Origin of the sequence: Acinetobacter ihumii (assembly GCF_900625095.1) — a bacterium.
Classification (GTDB): Bacteria; Pseudomonadota; Gammaproteobacteria; order Pseudomonadales; family Moraxellaceae; genus Acinetobacter; species Acinetobacter ihumii.
The window spans coordinates 828,629-846,576 of the sequence record NZ_LR130760.1; the positions used below are offsets into that span (position 1 = coordinate 828,629).

At 38.3% G+C, this 17,948-nt stretch carries 17 protein-coding genes and 3 tRNA genes; 14 read left to right on the forward strand and 6 right to left on the reverse strand.

Going from position 1 to position 17,948, the window contains the following annotated elements:
* Positions 1–155: 155 nt before the first annotated feature.
* From E0D95_RS03855 to E0D95_RS03910, 12 genes are all read left to right on the forward strand, one after another.
* Entirely contained in the window at positions 156–392 is a 237-nt protein-coding gene (locus E0D95_RS03855) for a hypothetical protein (RefSeq protein ID WP_130802645.1), read from the forward strand.
* Between the two features lie 159 nt (positions 393–551).
* Positions 552–1,442 (forward strand): bile acid:sodium symporter family protein, encoded by an 891-nt coding sequence (locus E0D95_RS03860; RefSeq protein WP_130802646.1) that lies wholly within the window; start codon positions 552–554, stop codon positions 1,440–1,442.
* 103 nt (positions 1,443–1,545) lie between these two features.
* Entirely contained in the window at positions 1,546–2,442 is an 897-nt protein-coding gene (prmA, locus tag E0D95_RS03865) for a 50S ribosomal protein L11 methyltransferase (protein WP_130802647.1), read from the forward strand.
* Positions 2,443–2,466: 24 nt separating this feature from the next.
* Complete coding sequence (locus tag E0D95_RS03870; RefSeq protein WP_130802648.1) at positions 2,467–3,315, forward strand: MJ0042-type zinc finger domain-containing protein; 849 nt, start codon at positions 2,467–2,469, stop codon at positions 3,313–3,315.
* A 372-nt stretch (positions 3,316–3,687) separates the two neighbouring features.
* On the forward strand, positions 3,688–3,957 hold the full coding sequence (gene fis / locus E0D95_RS03875) for a DNA-binding transcriptional regulator Fis (protein ID WP_001086304.1): 270 nt from the start codon (positions 3,688–3,690) through the stop codon (positions 3,955–3,957).
* Positions 3,958–4,036: 79 nt separating this feature from the next.
* Positions 4,037–5,611: a bifunctional phosphoribosylaminoimidazolecarboxamide formyltransferase/IMP cyclohydrolase gene (gene purH, locus E0D95_RS03880; RefSeq protein WP_130802649.1), complete on the forward strand. Its 1,575-nt coding sequence runs from the start codon at positions 4,037–4,039 to the stop codon at positions 5,609–5,611.
* 134 nt (positions 5,612–5,745) lie between these two features.
* A complete protein-coding gene (gene purD, locus E0D95_RS03885) occupies positions 5,746–7,032 on the forward strand; it encodes a phosphoribosylamine--glycine ligase (protein ID WP_130804830.1) in 1,287 nt (428 codons plus the stop codon).
* A 318-nt stretch (positions 7,033–7,350) separates the two neighbouring features.
* Positions 7,351–8,220, forward strand: coding sequence for a MetQ/NlpA family ABC transporter substrate-binding protein (locus E0D95_RS03890; RefSeq protein WP_130802650.1), 870 nt, complete (start codon positions 7,351–7,353; stop codon positions 8,218–8,220).
* A gap of 68 nt (positions 8,221–8,288) precedes the next feature.
* The gene (locus E0D95_RS03895) at positions 8,289–9,314 is read left to right on the forward strand and encodes a methionine ABC transporter ATP-binding protein (RefSeq protein WP_130802651.1); all 1,026 of its coding nucleotides are present in this window, start codon (positions 8,289–8,291) and stop codon (positions 9,312–9,314) included.
* Positions 9,311–10,006: a methionine ABC transporter permease gene (locus tag E0D95_RS03900; RefSeq protein WP_130802652.1), complete on the forward strand. Its 696-nt coding sequence runs from the start codon at positions 9,311–9,313 to the stop codon at positions 10,004–10,006. The genes E0D95_RS03895 and E0D95_RS03900 overlap by 4 nt, the downstream gene beginning before the upstream one ends.
* Before the next feature lie 233 nt (positions 10,007–10,239).
* A complete protein-coding gene (gene gloB, locus E0D95_RS03905; RefSeq protein WP_130802653.1) occupies positions 10,240–10,971 on the forward strand; it encodes a hydroxyacylglutathione hydrolase in 732 nt (243 codons plus the stop codon).
* 365 nt (positions 10,972–11,336) lie between these two features.
* Entirely contained in the window at positions 11,337–11,540 is a 204-nt protein-coding gene (locus tag E0D95_RS03910) for a hypothetical protein (protein WP_130802654.1), read from the forward strand.
* Positions 11,541–12,077: 537 nt separating this feature from the next.
* Here E0D95_RS03910 and E0D95_RS03915 read toward each other — a convergent pair.
* From E0D95_RS03915 to E0D95_RS03935, 5 genes are all read right to left on the reverse strand, one after another.
* A tRNA-Leu gene (locus E0D95_RS03915) sits at positions 12,078–12,162 on the reverse strand.
* A 31-nt stretch (positions 12,163–12,193) separates the two neighbouring features.
* Positions 12,194–12,267: transfer RNA gene (locus E0D95_RS03920), tRNA-Trp, on the reverse strand.
* 63 nt (positions 12,268–12,330) lie between these two features.
* Positions 12,331–12,415 (reverse strand) — tRNA-Leu (locus E0D95_RS03925).
* Between the two features lie 111 nt (positions 12,416–12,526).
* The gene (locus E0D95_RS03930) at positions 12,527–13,327 is read right to left on the reverse strand and encodes a protein kinase domain-containing protein (protein ID WP_130802655.1); all 801 of its coding nucleotides are present in this window, start codon (positions 13,325–13,327) and stop codon (positions 12,527–12,529) included.
* A 7-nt stretch (positions 13,328–13,334) separates the two neighbouring features.
* Positions 13,335–14,831, reverse strand: coding sequence for a DUF3336 domain-containing protein (locus E0D95_RS03935; protein ID WP_130802656.1), 1,497 nt, complete (start codon positions 14,829–14,831; stop codon positions 13,335–13,337).
* Between the two features lie 162 nt (positions 14,832–14,993).
* Between E0D95_RS03935 and E0D95_RS03940 the strand changes: the two genes are divergently transcribed.
* On the forward strand, positions 14,994–15,881 hold the full coding sequence (locus tag E0D95_RS03940; RefSeq protein ID WP_130802657.1) for an ATP-binding protein: 888 nt from the start codon (positions 14,994–14,996) through the stop codon (positions 15,879–15,881).
* A gap of 107 nt (positions 15,882–15,988) precedes the next feature.
* Positions 15,989–17,143 (forward strand): DUF6670 family protein, encoded by a 1,155-nt coding sequence (locus E0D95_RS03945; protein WP_130802658.1) that lies wholly within the window; start codon positions 15,989–15,991, stop codon positions 17,141–17,143.
* 64 nt (positions 17,144–17,207) lie between these two features.
* Here E0D95_RS03945 and E0D95_RS03950 read toward each other — a convergent pair whose 3' ends face one another.
* The gene (locus E0D95_RS03950) at positions 17,208–17,879 is read right to left on the reverse strand and encodes a YidB family protein (RefSeq protein WP_130802659.1); all 672 of its coding nucleotides are present in this window, start codon (positions 17,877–17,879) and stop codon (positions 17,208–17,210) included.
* Positions 17,880–17,948 lie beyond the last annotated feature (69 nt).

Genomic DNA, 17,948 nt, shown 5'->3' on the forward strand with positions numbered 1-17,948 from the left:
CACAAAATTTACAGCAATATACAAGATGTGACATTTTATATAAGTATTTCTGCATAAAACGAATTAACTTTTTAAAAACCGACTCTTAGAATAAGACTGTGTGAATGCTTTATAGACAGTTAAAACCTAAAATCAACTTTAAAAAAGGTATTGAAATGAAAAACATCATGTTAAAAACAATCACTGTTTCTGCTTTAATCATTGGTGGTATGACGCTAGCAAACGCTGAAGAAGCAACCGTAAGCAAAGCAGAAACCAATGCACAAATTAAAGCTTGTGCCAAGAAAAAAGAAGGTGACTGGGCAACTTATGGTTATAAAGGTGTCACATTTAATGGTGTATGCCAAACCAATGCAGATGGTAAACTTCAGTTTAAAGCTCCTGCACCTTAATAAATTAACATCGTTATAAAATAAAAAATACAGACTCATGTCTGTATTTTTTTGAGTAATTATTGGCATGATAAAAATTAAAAATTCTATTTAAAGCTTTTTAAAATTTAATTACTATCAAATACATATATGGATATATAAAACAAAAAAGGATAAGAGATGGACTCTGGAATTATTACAGTTTTTTTACCCCTCGCACTTGCAATTATTATGGCAGGTTTAGGTTTAGAGTTACGCCTGCAAGATTTTGCTCGCGTTGCTAAACACCCGAAAGCCGTACTTGTCGCACTCTTTTGCCAATTGGTAATCTTGGTCGGCATTGCATTTTTAATCTGTAAATTCTTCGCACTTCCCCCTGTTTTAGCTGTAGGTGTCATGCTTTTAGCGGCTTCACCGGGAGGACCCACTGCAAATTTATTTAGCTATTTGTATAAAGGCGATATTGCGCTGAATATCACTTTAACCGCCATTAATTCCGTAATTGCGGCATTTACCCTCCCCCTTATCGTAAATTTCGCGATTCAACACTTTATGAATGATGGTCAGCAGATTGGTCTTCAGTTTTCTAAAGTCATTCAAGTTTTCTTAATTATTATTGTTCCCGTGACTTTGGGTATGTTAATCCGACATTTCTTACCGACTGTTGCTGACAAATTACATAAACCGGTTCGAAGCTTTGCCGTGATCTTTCTGGTTCTCATTATTATAGGTGCTGTTGCAAAAGAACGTCACAATATTCTTGAATATATTACTCAAGTCGGTCTAGCAACCTCATTATTCTGTATCTGTAGTTTACTGATTGGCTATTTTGTACCACGATTTTTTGGAATTAATAGCACTCAGGCACGCGCCTGTGCCTTTGAAATTGGGATTCATAATAGCACTTTAGCCATGACCATCGCCCTCACCATCATGGCAAGTAGTGCAATGGCAATGCCAGCCGCAGTCTACTCTATCTTTATGTATATATTTGCGGCATTGTTTGGAACCTTACTAAATCGTTATGATGCTGAGCGCTCCAAAGCAGAGTTACTAATAGAAAATGATTAACATAGATACTTTCGGTTCACCGAGCGATGAATCGAAATTATTGCTCGATGAATCCTTTTATCCGTTACAATAGTGGTTTATATCAATTTTAGGTTTTATATCCGTGAAGTGGTTACAAATACACATTACTGTCGATCAAGCGCAAGTTGATTTTACTGAAACACTATTGATGTCTTTAGGTGCCGTCAGTGTAACTTTAGATGATGCTGAAGATCAGGCATTGCTTGAACCGCTTCCCGGTGAAACTCCACTGTGGAACAAAGTCATTGTGACTGGTATTTATCAGGAAGATGAACAAGAAGCAATCGATGTGGAAAAACTTGAAGACTTTTTAAAAGAGCAACTTCCTGATGCACCGATTCGCCATGAACAACTTGAAGATCAAGTCTGGGAACGCGCATGGATGGATTATTATGAACCTATTCAAATTTCTGAAAAATTCTGGATTGTTCCCGAATGGCTGGAAGCACCAGAAGCCGATGCAGTCAACATCAAACTGGATCCAGGACTAGCTTTTGGTACAGGGAATCATGCCAGTACTTTTCTTTGCTTACAGTGGCTAGGTCAGACCGATCTTAAAGATAAAATCGTGATTGACTATGGCTGTGGTTCAGGCATTTTAGGTGTTGCTGCCCTCTTGCTAGGTGCTAGAAAAGTTTATGCGACAGATATTGATCCTCAGGCTGTTTTAGCAACTAAGCAAAATGCTGAATTAAACGGCGTTCAAGATCGTCTTTTTGTCGGATTGCCTGAAGAATTTAATGCTGAATTTAAATCACAAAAAGCCGATGTATTGGTTGCCAATATTTTAGCTGCGCCATTAATGGCACTTGCGCCAGAGTTCGCAACTTTACTCAAGACTGAGGGCGAGTTCGCACTTGCAGGTGTGATTGAAGAGCAAGTTGCTGATGTTACTGGTGTTTATTCTGAATTTTTTGATATAGTAGCCATTGAGAAACGCGAAGAAAACTGGTGTCGTATATCAGGGAAGCGTCAATAACAATTAAACGTAGATTTAAATACTATGAGCGAAAAACAAACCCGCTGCCCGAAATGTTTGACCCTATACAAAGTCTCTATGACTCAGTTGACTGTCGCTCAGGGTATGGTTTGTTGTCCTAAATGTGATTTAAATTTTAATGCATTGTCTAATTTATTTAGCAATGACGAGCCCGTAAATGTAAGCAGTACACAGTCTTCTTTATTGGCAAGCACCAATGTTCAGTACAATGAACATAATCTATTAGATATTTTTAATCGTAGAATTGAAAACTCTAATATCGACTTACTTACTTATCTCAACAACCTAAATTATTTCCAGCACGATGCTGTCAATAATTTTCCACAATTAAATTTGGCAGAAATTAATAAAGAGGCTGTCTATACATCAGGCAATTCAGTTCGACATAGCTGGACATATTATTTTATTTGGGGAATCCTCAATACTCTGCTGTTATTGATTTTTATTTTCCAGATTTTATGGTTTAACCCTAAAATGATGCACAGTAGCCCTGTTTTAAGCTCTCTGTTTAATCATGCTTGTAGTGTCGTGAGTTGTAAAAAGCTGGAAGAAAAATATACCTTTCTCACCATCAATAAAGTCAAGGTGACTGCAATTGAGCGTGATAAGACTCAATTTTCTGGCATATTGCTGAATTACCATGACAGCAGCCTAGAGCTTCCGCGATTAAAGTTGACTCTTAAAAACAAGTATGAAAATAAAGAAATTATTTTAATGCCACAAGATTACTTGGTAAAAAGTTTAAGTGGTATCCAGCGTATTCCGAAAGATAGCCCTTATAAGTTTGAATTTAGCATCAATCAATCCCGAAAAAGCTTTGATGACTATACTTTAGAAATAGTCCAGCCCTAAACACTAAAAAAAACATAAAAAAAATGAAAAAAATTGCAGTTAATTTGCTCATTTTTTCTTAGACAATGGTATCATACGCGCCACGAAAGCTTGACCCTACAACATCTTCGGATTTATCCACAACAATTACTGTCGTCATGTGTGCTTTATCTAGTGATAGTGCATTGCGTGGCTTTTTTGTTTTTGAATCTAGGTTGTAACAAATATTAAACTATTGTTACGCTTATTTTTCGCACAATATACAGAGTTGTGGCAAGCTGTTGTTTCCATGTTTTAGAACCTCTGTTTTAGGATCTAAAACGGGGTTCATTATTTAGACCACATTTACATACTGCTTTACCCAAGCGGTATATGATTTTCGGATTAACTCGCATGAATAGCAAATCTCCTATTTTTACTGCACAATCTGATGTTGCTCTTCGCATCCATGTGGATCGCGCAGTTCGCCATTATTTTGCACAATTGCAAGGTGAGCAACCATCACAAGTTTATGACATGGTGCTAGCAGAAATGGAGAAACCTCTTTTATCTGTCGTTTTAGAATATACCCGTGGTAATCAAACTCGTGCTGCGGAGATTCTAGGGCTAAACCGTGGTACTTTACGCAAAAAGTTAAAAGCTCACGGCTTAATGAGTGAATAAATGATAAAATGCTCACGTCCTGTGGGCATTTTTTATGCCTATTTGTTTTAATCTGTAAACTAAAACCGTTGATTTAATCATGACTATTAAACGTGCTTTAATTTCTGTTTCTGACAAAACAGGAATTGTGGAATTTGCTCAAAATCTTGCAGCTTTAGGGGTAGAAATTCTCTCTACTGGCGGTACATATAAGTTGCTTAAAGACAACAACATTGCTGTCGTAGAAGTTTCTGAACATACAGGCTTTCCTGAAATGATGGATGGTCGCGTGAAAACCTTACATCCTAAAATTCATGGTGGTATTTTGGCTCGTCGTGGTTTAGACGAAGCTGTGATGCAAGAACATCATATTGATCCGATCGATTTGGTGGTCGTCAACTTATATCCTTTTGCGGCAACCGTTGCAAAACCAAACTGCTCTTTGGCTGATGCGATTGAAAATATTGATATCGGTGGGCCAACCATGGTGCGCGCAGCAGCGAAAAACCATGCATCTGTAGGTATTGTCGTCAATGCGAGTGACTACGATACGATTATTGATGAACTTAAAACCTCTGCGGCACTTTCTTATGCAACACGTTTTGACTTGGCAGTAAAAGCCTTTGAACATACAGCTCAATATGATGGCATGATTGCCTCTTATTTGGGTGCGCGTGTAGGCAAAGCGGAAGGCGAAGCAGATTTATTCCCACGTACCTTTAATACTCAATTGGTGAAAGCTCAAGACTTACGTTACGGCGAAAACCCACATCAGTCTGCTGCATTCTATGTTGATCCTGCTGCCAAAGAAGCATCTGTTTCAACTGCAAAACAGCTTCAAGGCAAAGAACTGTCTTATAACAATATTGCGGATACCGATGCAGCGCTTGAATGTGTAAAATCATTCGCTAAACCTGCTTGTGTAATCGTCAAGCATGCGAATCCGTGTGGTGTTGCAGTGTCATTAGATGGCATTAAAGCAGCTTATGATCTTGCTTATGCAACAGATACAGAATCTGCTTTTGGTGGCATCATTGCATTTAACCGTGAGTTAGATGTCGAAACTGCGCAAGCCATTGTGGATCGTCAATTTGTTGAAGTGATTATTGCGCCAAGTATTGCAGACGGCGTACTTGAAGTGACTGGTGCGAAAAAGAATGTCCGTGTGATGGTGTGCGGCGAACTACCTGCCATTGATGAACGTACTCCACAATTAGACTATAAACGCGTGAATGGTGGTTTATTGGTACAAGATCAGGATTTAGGCATGATTAAAGCCGCTGATCTGAAAGTTGTGACTGAACGTGCGCCAACCGAACAAGAAATTGATGATTTGATTTTTGCTTGGAAAGTCGCAAAGTACGTGAAATCAAATGCGATTGTTTATGCAAAAAATCGTCAAACCATTGGTGTAGGTGCAGGACAAATGAGTCGTGTTAACTCAGCACGTATTGCTGCAATTAAAGCAGAACATGCTGGACTGGTGGTTGAAGGTGCGGTTATGGCATCTGATGCTTTCTTCCCATTCCGTGATGGGATTGATAATGCAGCCAAAGCAGGCATTAAATGTATCATCCAGCCGGGCGGTTCGATGCGTGATGAAGAAGTGATTGCAGCAGCCAATGAACATGGTATTGCCATGGTCTTTACTGGTATGCGTCATTTCCGTCATTAATTTGACTGATTTTAAAGTATAAGAAATTTATTTTAGCTTTAAGCTGATCGCCCTCTTCTTTTGAAGAGGGTCTTCTACATCAAGAATCGTGTAAAAGTCAGGATCAGCTTATGGATTCATGGAGTATGAACCCAATGAATATTCTTGTTTTAGGTAGTGGTGGTCGTGAACACGCACTTGCTTGGAAAATTGCGCAAGATGCTAAAGTCAGCAAAGTTTTTGTGGCTCCAGGTAATGCAGGTACAGCCACAGAAGATAAATGCGAAAATGTTCAAATCGACATCTTAAATAATCCAGAAATTATCAATTTTGCCAAAAACAATCATGTTGATTTGATTATTGTAGGACCAGAAGCACCATTGGTGAATGGTGTTGTTGATGCAGCGCGTTTGGCAGGTTTAAAAATCTGGGGACCAACTCAGTATGCAGCACAACTTGAAGGTTCAAAAGCATTTGCCAAAGACTTTCTGAAAAAGCACAACATTCCAACTGCTTTTTATGACGTATTTACTGAAGTTGAACCAGCAAAAGACTATATCAAAAAGCATGGTGCACCGATTGTCATCAAGGCAGATGGTCTTGCAGCAGGTAAAGGTGTGATTGTTGCGATGAGCAATGACGAAGCATATGCTGCGATTGATGACATGTTGGCTGGAAACAAATTCGGTGATGCAGGTTCGCGTGTAGTGATTGAACAATTTCTTGCAGGTGAAGAAGCTTCATTTATTTGCATGATTGATGGTCAAAACATTTTACCAATGGCGACTTCGCAAGATCACAAACGTATTTTTGAAGGTGATCAAGGGCCAAATACAGGGGGTATGGGGGCTTACTCTCCTGCTCCTGTGGTGACTTCAGATGTATTTGATCGTGTGATGGCTGAAATCATGCGCCCAACGGTTGAAGGTATGGCACGTGATGGTCACATCTATACAGGTTTCCTGTACGCGGGTTTAATGATTGATGATGAAGGTCAACCACGTGTGATTGAATTTAACTGTCGTTTTGGCGACCCTGAAACTCAACCGATCATGATGCGTTTAAAATCATCTTTGGTTGATCTGGTTGAAGCTGGCATTGCAGGCCAACTTCCTGCCCAAGCAGAATGGGATGAACGTAAATCGATTGGTGTGGTACTTGCTGCTGAAGGTTATCCTGAAACAGTTCGTAAAGGCGATGTGATTTCAGGTTTAGGTCAATCTCCGGAAGGTACAAAAATTTTCCACGCCGGAACTGCCATGAAAGATGATGGTCATGTTGTCACCGCAGGGGGGCGCGTTCTTTGTGTCACTGCTTTAGGTGACAGTGTTCTTGAAGCTCAAGTCAATGCGTTAGAAGTCTGTGGTCAGGTGACTTTTGCTGGTATGCAATATCGCAATGACATCGGTTATCGGGCGATTGCACGCGAACAAGCCAAGTAATTCTTTTCTTTTTATAATTCTTCTTTTTGGCTCTCTTTAATTCATTAAGGAGAGCTTTTTAATATAACATTTCCTTGCATTAAATTTACTCAATATTCTGCAATTTCATCACTATTCATATACTTTAACTTAATAAACATATCAGAAATTGTGCGTGAATTCCCCTTTTTCTTTTTGACATATATTAAGATATCTTTATACTCACTTTTTTTGATTTAAAAACATTTTTTGTGCTTAAATTTCAAGCACAGTCAACCCCTTATTTGGCTTACTCTTTTATTTTGATTGAGCCTGAAGATTGATCAGGAACTTAAAGCAATGAAAAAACTGTTAAGTGTTTTTTTAAGTATTGCAGTCGTTGTTTTAGCAGCATGCTCTAAACAACCTGAAGAGAACAAAGCTACGGCATCCGCAGATGTTTTGCATAAAATTACGCTTGCCTCTAGCGGTTCAGATACAGATATTTGGCGTTTTATTGCAAAAATGCCAGAAACTCAAAAAGCCGGTATTGAACTTGATGTAAAAAACTTCACCGACTATGTTTCAATGAATACAGCGGTTGCCAATAAAGAAATTGATGTCAACGCTTTTCAGTCTTACGCTTATCTGGTTGCATTTAACGCAGGCAATAAAGATAAAATTGCTCCACTTGCAACCACTTATCTTGAGCCTATGGGTATTTACTCAGACAAAATCAAGAAGATTGAAGAATTTGCAAATGGTGCAACTATTGCTGTTCCAAATGATCCAGCCAATGAAGCACGTGCACTATTACTTTTACAAACTGCTGGTTTAATCAAACTTAAACCTGATTTTGATGTTGCAAAAGGTTCTCCAGCCGACATTATCGAAAATCCAAAGAAATTGGTCATTAAAGAAGTACCAATGGCAACTTCTGTCCGTGTAAAAAGCGAAGTTGATGCGATTGTACTGGGCAATGTTTTGGCAATGGAAGGCGGTCTAAACGTACTGAAAGATTCAGTTTTCCATGAGCCAGTAGATCAATCGACCAAAATGAATGTTAACGTTTTGGCCGTTGCTGAAGGCCGTCAGAATGATCCTGAGTTATTAAAGCTTAAAGAGTTGTATCACTCAGAGCCAGTAAAGCAATTTATTCAGGAAAAGTTTCAAGGTACAAAAGTTGATGTGAATGAACCAATCAACTACCTTACTGGCGAAAAACAGTAATATAATACCTCTCACTCAAACAGGCACACACTGTTGCCTGTTTTTCTTTTTTTAGCACTCAAGATCACATGATTGAATTTAAGAATATCTCCAAGTTCTATACACAAAATGGGCAAACCATTCCAGCACTGGATCAGATTAATCTGACTATTCCTGCTGGCAGTATTTTCGGAATTATCGGCTATAGTGGCGCAGGAAAAAGTACACTGGTACGGCTGATTAATTTACTGGAACGTCCTAGTGAAGGTCAGGTCATCGTGAATCAAAAAGAGATGACCAGCTTGAGTGCTAAAGATCTACGCGTAGAACGTACTCATATTGGGATGATTTTCCAGCACTTTAATTTATTGCAAACCAAAACTGTGGCAGAAAATATTGAAATGCCGCTGGTTTTACTCGGCATTGATAAAGCCAAACGTCAAGCTCGTTTAGAAGAATTACTTGATTTTATTGATTTAAAACATAAAAGAAATGCATATCCCGATGAGTTATCTGGTGGACAAAAACAACGTGTCGGCATTGCACGTGCTCTTGCCAATCACCCTAAGATTTTACTGTGTGATGAAGCAACCTCAGCACTTGATCCACAAACCACCAAATCGGTTTTAGATTTATTGAAAAAAATTAATGATGATCAAGGGATTACCATTGTCATCGTCACTCATGAAATGGATGTGATTGAACGTATCTGTGATGAGGTCGCGGTTATGGAAGCAGGTAAAGTCATTGAGCATGGCAAAACTGTAGAAATTTTTAGCCACCCACAGCATCCGACCACTAAAACCTTTATTCAAACGGTTTTTCAACAGCAACTCCCCCGAAAAATTCTGGATAATTTGCAGAATCAAGGCATGGAAACGATCTATCGTTTACAATTTTTGGGGCAATCAGCGCATCAACCTGTGATTCAAACGGTTATTCGCGAATTTGATATTGATTTCAATATACTTTTTTCCAACATGACTGAAATTAAAGGAACTGTTATTGGGCAAATGTTTGTACAAATTTTAGGACGTGTTGAAACAGTTGCTCAAGCAGTTGATTATATGAAAAAACATGAGGTTCTGATTAGTCAAGCGGAGAATGAACGATGAAAGATTTAATTGTTCATTGGTTGACGGTATTGGTCGAACCTTTCTGGACAAGCCCACTGGGTATGGATCAATTTGTTGATGCCATGCAAGAAACCTTCCAGATGGTGATTCTGTCCTTTATCTTTGGTGGAATCTGGGGACTTATACAGGGAGTAACCTTAGTCCTAACACGTGACAAAGGTATTCTGCCAAATAAAGCAATTTATCATGGCTTAAATCCAATCATTAACGCGTTGCGTTCACTGCCCTTTTTCATCCTTGCGATTGCTGTGATTCCATTGACCAAATGGATCGTCGGAAGTTCAATTGGTACTTGGGCTGCTATTGTTCCATTAACCATATATATTGGGCCATACATGGGACGTTTAATTGAAACATCATTGCTTGAAGTAAATGATGGAATTATCGAATCTGCACAGGCAATGGGTGCTACCCCTTGGCAAATCGTGGTGAAATTTATTTTACCTGAAGCACGCAGTTCACTTATATTAAATATGACCACAGCGACTATTAGCCTCATTGGTGCCACTGCGATGGCAGGGGCTGTAGGGGCTGGTGGTATTGGTGATCTTGCCTACTCCTACGGCTATCAACGTTTTGATAGTAGCGTGATGCTATTAACCGTTCTGGTGCTACTGGTACTTGTTCAACTGGTACAAATGCTGGGCAACTGGTTATCCCAACTACGTTAATACTTTTGAATCAATCAATTTTTTAATCAATTAAAGGAGCACATTGCTCCTTTTTTATTCACTATAAATCTTAGAGCTTATATGATTTTCACTCTATGTTAAGACGACTTAAAAGTATTGGGACATAAAACGATTCAGATGCAAGACAAAGTTGGTGTTAAAGATCTGCTATGATCAATAAAATTACGTGCGGTTTTCATCATCTTCATTGGCTCATTGTGTAGGATAAAAAAATGCGTTATCAGGTTCACTTTATTGACGTTCAGAATGATCTTAAAAACTATATATGGTTGCTTGAAGATACTGAAACGCATGAAATCGTAGTGATTGACCCAACAGAGGCCTCACTAGTACTCCAATATTGTGAACAGCATCAACTCAAACTTGCGCAAATCTGGTTAACACATTGGCACAAAGACCATATTGGTGGTGTGCCTGCCCTTTTAAGCCATTGTGCTGTGCCTGTATATGGACCACGTGAAGAATTAAGTAAAATTCCATTTATTACCCATGCTTTACAACATGAAGATCATTTTAAATTTAATCAATTAAACATCGAGGTTATTGCTACACCAGGGCACACTTTAGGGCATATTGTTTATTTTATTGATCAAATTGATAGTCTATTCTGTGGAGACACATTGTTTTCCATGGGATGTGGTCGCCTATTTGAAGGTAGCTTTGAACAAATGTATCACTCATTGAATCGACTCGCTGCATTACCTCCGCGCACCAAAGTCTACTGCACACATGAATATACTCAGGCAAATGCTGAGTTTGCACTTAGCATTGAACCAGAAAACCTTGCTCTACAAAATCGCGCCACTGAAGTGCAGCATTTACGTGCGCAACAACGCACTACTCTTCCGAGCAGCATACAATTAGAACTTGAAACCAACCCTTTTTTACGGGCTGACAGTGTCGATGAGTTCGCAAGAATTCGTACTTTAAAAGATAATTTTTAGAGCAATATTTTACTTAACTGAAGCCTCCTAAACGCTGGAGGCTAACGGTTGAATCACTTAAAAGCAATATAGAATTAAAGCGTTATTTGATATCTTTATATTTGAAATATTTGGATACATAGTTATCATGAGAAAGCACCATAACAAGTGAATGCAATAAATTATATTAAATTCATATAGATAAATAATATTTATATTTTTTTAAAGCTAAGTAGTATGCTTTAAACCTTTAAAAAATTTTCATCTTTGGTCATGTTTTGGAAATATTTTATACAATTTAAAATTAATATACAGTTTGCCTCTTTAAAAATTTAACTCATACCCTTATTAATAATCTATTGGTTGAACAGATGGAGATTTTTAAAATGAGAAAAGTGGTCAAAGCAAAGAATTTAATTGCATTTCGTATTTGGTTAGAAAAATTAGGCTATTCAGTAAAAAATCTTGCTGATGGAAAAGGCTTTACCTTTAGTTTTAAGAAAGAATATGGATTGGTGACTTGTGATTTATCAGGCAATAACCTTGCTATACAGTTAGGCGAAGAGTTTGAAGATCATCTAAAAGCTTAAGCTTAAAGATATCTTTGTAATTCCTGATACACCGACTCCCGTTTTATTTAAAAAAATAATAAGGTAACAAAAAATATTATTAAATAGCATCTTATAAGATGCTATTTTTATGATTACAACGACTTACAACAATATTGAAATTGTACAACCCACTGTTAGCAGATTTTTTGCTATTGATATATTGTATTGAGAAGTATTCTCATTGATTCTCTCAGAAAAATGCTGTATAAAAAAACTTCAACAATTATAAATAAGGTGGGGTCATGAAATCAGTTGAAGTAGTCCTTGTCTCCTCAACCGTCTTTACGCTAATGATCATGGTGTATTTATTTGGTCAATTAGCCTATAGATAAGTTCATCGTTTCATAAAAAAGATATTTCTGAAAAGATCTGGATTAAAATTCAGATCTTTTTTAGTTTTTATTTGATGTTATGTCATTTTAGTCGCTGAAATAACTGCATTGAAGTCATACGCGTTGCTGCATCCAACTTTTTAAGTGGCAATAAAAAAACCTGCATATGCAGGTTTTTTCAATATGGTGGGGGCGAAGAGACTCGAACTCTTACACCTCGCGGCGCTGGAACCTAAATCCAGTGCGTCTACCAATTTCGCCACGCCCCCAAAACTTGGGATCTTTCAATCTATATAAACTTGGCAGAGGATCAAGGACTCGAACCTTGACGAACGGTTTTGGAGACCGTCATGCTACCATTACACCAATCCTCTACTGCATATCAGGTAAAACCTAATTTTACATGATGCATAAGCAAGAAAATTTCTTACTTAATATGGTGGGGGCGAAGAGACTCGAACTCTTACACCTTGCGGCGCTGGAACCTAAATCCAGTGCGTCTACCAATTTCGCCACGCCCCCGATGGCTGTGTATATTATAGAGAAGGTGGGATTGTGACAAGTAGTTTTTATTAAAAAAGCGATTGGTTGATTAAATAAAAAACAAATCAAATGCTTATGTTTATTATCTCGTCATTCTATACTGTGAAGTGCGTTTTTAACCTGCTCAATATCTGAAAAACGAGAGATCTTGCGTTTTTGCAATAGCCCATCAAGCAAAGCTACGAAAGACTCAAGCTGATGATTGGGTTGAATTTGAAGCTGTTGGCAATGCAGTACTGCCCATTGCTGATAAGTTTGCGCTTCTAAACGCTGCTGACTAAGCCATTCATACAAGATGATGCCCAAGGCATATAAATCACTTTGAATACTTTTGCATTCGCCATGAAATAATTCGGGAGCCATATAGCGTGGTGTTGCCTGTATACTTTGCTGATCCTGTATGCCTTGTTGATAGTCTGAAGAGATCTGTTGAGAGTGTTCAAAATCAATTAAATGTAGTTGCTGCTGATACATCACAAAATGTTCAGGCTTTAAATCGCCATGCATATAACCTGTTTGATGCAACAAAGCCAATACATCCAACATTTTTTCGATTTTATCTTTGATTTGACTCAGACTTAATCCACTCACCTGCTCCTTTAAGAAATAATCTGCATGTGGAACAACAAGAACCTGAGGAATAATCGATTCTGAGTTAATTTTTCCAATTTCAATGATCTGCATAGGCAATATAAACTGGGCAGTTGTATTCAAGTTTCGATAAAAACTTAATTCATTGAAAAAACCTGTGCTGCTGGTTGGATCAGCGTGTAATAACTGCGCTTTAAGCCAATATTTTTGCTGATCGAGATGACCCGTATAAAGTCGTCGACCTAGCCCAAATTGCTTCGGTTTGGTGTGTAAAGTTAACTGTCCGAATCTTTGTATCATGAAAGCATTAATACTTTTTTGGCAAATGTTGATTATTTTGAAAATTTAACATTTCAAGACAGTGCTGAATTGTTTTGCCAATACGCCCATGAATCTCAATAGATGAAATCTTCGGCCATGTCGCTCGCTCACCTTCAAGCTGTAAGTGTTTGAAAATTTTTGGATTTGGATTTTTTAGCATATACACGTAATTACGTAAGTCAAAGCGACCAATAATATTTACGTCACCATAATAGCGTTGATCCACAATACCGTAGCCATGATCAAGTAAACGGCGTACTGGAGGGACTGCACCTAAACGTTCACGGGTAAAGTCCATCATTCCCATCGCAACGAATTTGCCCTGACGCCTGATTATGCGCTGCGGCCAACTTAAAACATCTTTACGGTAACGAGATTGATCATTTTGCATAAATGGCACGATGTGCGGATTGACCTGACTGGCAATGGTATAGTTTAAATTGTACAACCTTGCCATTTTTTCTTGTGGAAAATCACTACGCACACTGCCATCTACCCATTTTGCATTGGCCATATAAGGAGTGTGTACACCATCATAGCGTTTACTGGTCAAACTTATAGGAGAAAACAGTATAGGTACCGCACAGGATGCCAGCACTGCACTCCATACCAATAAATTAGGTGCGGTGTATCCATTCATAATGCGTGGGCTAATTGAAGCATCATAAGGTGCAACTGCAATATTGCAATGTACACCAGACTTTTTATACGCTTCTGCAAAAGTTAAATCACCTAAGTGTTCTATCAGGAAGTTTTTTAGATAAGTTACATCAGCAAAACCACTCTCTCCTTTTAACAATTCGCGGAAACTTCTGAAATGAAAAGCCTGCTTGAAAAATTTTTCGCCTTTTAAAATTTCTGGAAGGTCGGCAATGTGTGAGGTTCCAATCAATGCAGCCATAATCGCGCCAGCACTTGAACCAGATAAAACTTTTGGCATAAGGTCCTGTTCAAGCAAGGCCTTACACACCCCTGTATGAAATAAACCTAAGGTTGCTCCACCTGAAAACATAATGGCAGGCTGACCATAGGCTTTTTGGCAATTTTCAAAAAACTGAATTTTTTGTTTAATACTGAGGGTTTGACAGGTACTCGCCGCAATAAACATTAAACACTTGCTTACCTCATCAACATAATCCTCGATTAACTGTTTCGTCCCCAAATAACTCACGGTAAACAACATAGGATGACCGATATTGGCAATGTCGTGAGTTAAACCTTCCTGTAACAGGTAAAGTGCATCCAAAACACGGTTTTGTGTTCGATATTTTTGTAAAAGATTAAATCGATAGGAAAGCACTTCAGCATTGAAATAAGGTGAACTATGGTCATATTTCCATTCTTGTGCGCCTGTTTCTTCATCTAATTTCAGCGCAATAAATTGCCATTCATCATAAGATTCAGCATTTTTTAACTGATGTTCCAGCTTTTTTATACGATGTAGCTGAGCTAAGTTGATATCCTGTTTAAGTTTCTCAAACATACTTGCTAAACTCTGCTTCGGGATCGATTTCTTCAATATGCAATATTAAGTTGAACAAGGTCAATGCTTCAAATGTTCGTATAAGGAACAAATAGGACTTATTTTGAAAGATACTGAAAGAGCCTGTATGATCGTTGCTGTTATCATCATGCTGGAACAAACATGGCACATTTTGAATTACCTGACGACGTGATCCAAACCCTTTCAACCGTCTTACAACAACTTCATCAGACTTTGCCAGCCGTTCATCAGCAGCCCGATTTCAATGCCCCTGCATTTAAATGGCAAGACCAACAACTTAAAGCGATTTATGCACCCAAAAAAGTCTATCTGGATGATTTACTCGGCATAGAAACTCAAAAACAGAAAATTATTCAAAATACCTTACAGTTTTTAGAAGGCTTACCCGCAAATGATTTACTTTTAACGGGCTCGCGCGGTACAGGAAAATCCTCTGTGGTAAGAGCCTTACTCACTCAATATGCCGATCACGGTCTACGCTTGATAGAAATTGAACGAGATGATTTATCTGATTTGCCACTGATTCAAAAGATCATTGAAAACCGTAGTGAAAAGTTTATCGTTTATTGTGATGATTTGGCATTTAATGCAGAAGATGAAAACTATCGGAGTTTGAAAAGCGTATTAGATGGTTCACTGCAATCGGGTTCCAGTAATTTTATTATTTATGCGACCAGTAATCGTCGTCATTTATTGCCCGAATTTATGCATGAAAATACGCCAGTAACTAAAGTTGATGTTCCACAGTACACTGAGCTACATCCGCAAGAAGCGATTGAGGAAAAAATTTCTTTATCTGATCGTTTTGGTTTATGGCTATCTTTCTATCCAATGAATCAGGTGTTATATGTTGAAATCGTTGAACATTACATTAAAAAAGCAGGGTTAACATTCAATGATGAAGTACGTGCTGAAAGCTTACGTTGGTGTCAATTGCGTGGACAACGCTCAGGACGCGCCGCTTATCAATTTTCAAAACACTGGATTGGCGCTCAACTTTTAGCACAAAAATTGTCAGACAATAAATAACAAGAATGTCCTCTACTGACTTAAATCTGACTCAATAAGGACTATAGCCTGTGGATGAGCTTTATACACTAAGGTGTATAACTTATAACTAAACAGGCTATTTTTTTATGAATATTTTTTCTCTCCCTAAATTATCGCCTCGTGCAGAATTATTCGCCAAAACATTGCACCATCTTGCTCCCTTGATCAATCAGTCTAATAGTTTTTCACGTCAAATCTTTCAACAAGATGCAATCATTCAACCATATGTGGATCATCCTTTTTATTCATGTTCCCGTTATGGCTTCAACTTTCCAAATCTGATTGCGCCCTGCCATTATTTGAATATTTCAGCGACTTTCGGCATGACGGGTTTACTCTGTTACGATTCTCCACTATTGCATCAGCACTCGCCACGCCAGCACGCCAATGTTTTTATTAGTACAGGCTTAAATAATGAACCACTACTTCAGCATTATGGATTAGTGGGTGATGAAGTCATTCAAACGCCTGATAAGATTCTGTTTGGTCGTGAGTTACTCATTGAAGGTAATTATCCGGAGTTTCAAATTAAAGGTCATTACGATCATATCGAATTTCAATTACAAATCAATGTTGGTCGTCAAGCCTCATGGTTAATGAAATCGCCTGTGTATGATCATTTTAGTTTGATGATGCATTATCAAGGTCACTTTAATCTTCAAGGTGAACAGATTGAAGTCGCTGGCATGGGCAGCTTTGAATTTGCCCGCGCAGCAACGCCTCATTTGCTGATTGAACAACCTTTGTCCTTGATTGATAAAATCCCTGTCAACTTTATGACCTATCAAATTATGAATCTGGATGATCAAACCCAGCTTATCTTGCATAAGGTGGATATTGCTGGAAAACCAATGAATTACAAAGCCTATATTCGTCACAAAAGTGGGCTTTGTGACGTTTTTGACGATGTTGAGTTTCAAGTGACCGATTATCTGGATAAACCGACCATGTCAAGGTTAGGCGAATACACACTCCTGCCTAAAACATTTGAATGGAAAATTTTTGATCATTCTGCCGATCTGTTCCTCGAAATTCAGGCTGAGGTGAAAACTGAATACCAATTTGGTCTAGGCCTTGGTTATGTTGCTGCTTTTGAGTTTAAAATTCTCAATGATGAGCATATGCATTCTGGTCAAGGTTATATGGAATACATTGATATAGTTGAACAAACTGAAATTTGTCCATATTCAGAAGCTGAAACGACTGAATTAAATACTCGCCATTCAGCGCTGACTGTATAAAGCATAAAAGGCGTTGAATCCTTCGATCCAACGCCTTTATAGCATAGCGTGAGCGTTTTTATTGCTATTTTCTTAGAAAACCAGACACCATATTCAATACATTTTGAATGTCCTGATTGGCTTCCTGATGATTGGTCTGATCACCTTGCGGCGTTAATGAATTAATAATCTGAGGCAATACCGATGAAATTGCGCCATAAATATCTTGCTTAGGGACTTGCGTTTGCTCAGCCACCTGCTCGACTTGTTGATCATCAAACAATTGCTCGACGTTAGCAGCGGGGACATTGTTATTACTTTGCTCAGGATCAACCCAGCTTTGTACTTGCGAACCTAAACCGACATTTCTCAGTTTATCCAAAGCCCCTTGTAAACCGCCCTGTTGTTGAATCCATGCCAAAATTAAAGGAACCACAGCAATCAATAATGCCTGTGTCGAACCACCCGAACGATTACTAGAACTTTGATTGTTTGTATTTTGATTGTTTGTGTTTTGATTATTTGAAGCTGGATTATTTGTACCCACGCCAAACTGATTCAGCACAGAACCTAAAATACCGCCTAGCCCACTGTCTGTATTTTGATTTTGGCTATTCGGCTGATTTTGAGTCTGTTGGTTGTTACCTAACTGACCCAACACAGAACCTAAAATACCACCTAAACCGCCTTGTGAAGATTGTTGACCGCCTAATGCCTGTTTTGCCAGTATTTCAACAATATTGGTTAAATCCGTCATGTTATGTTTATCCTAAAGAAAACCACATCATGATCAGCATAGACCAAATTCTAGGGTCATTCCAAAAGA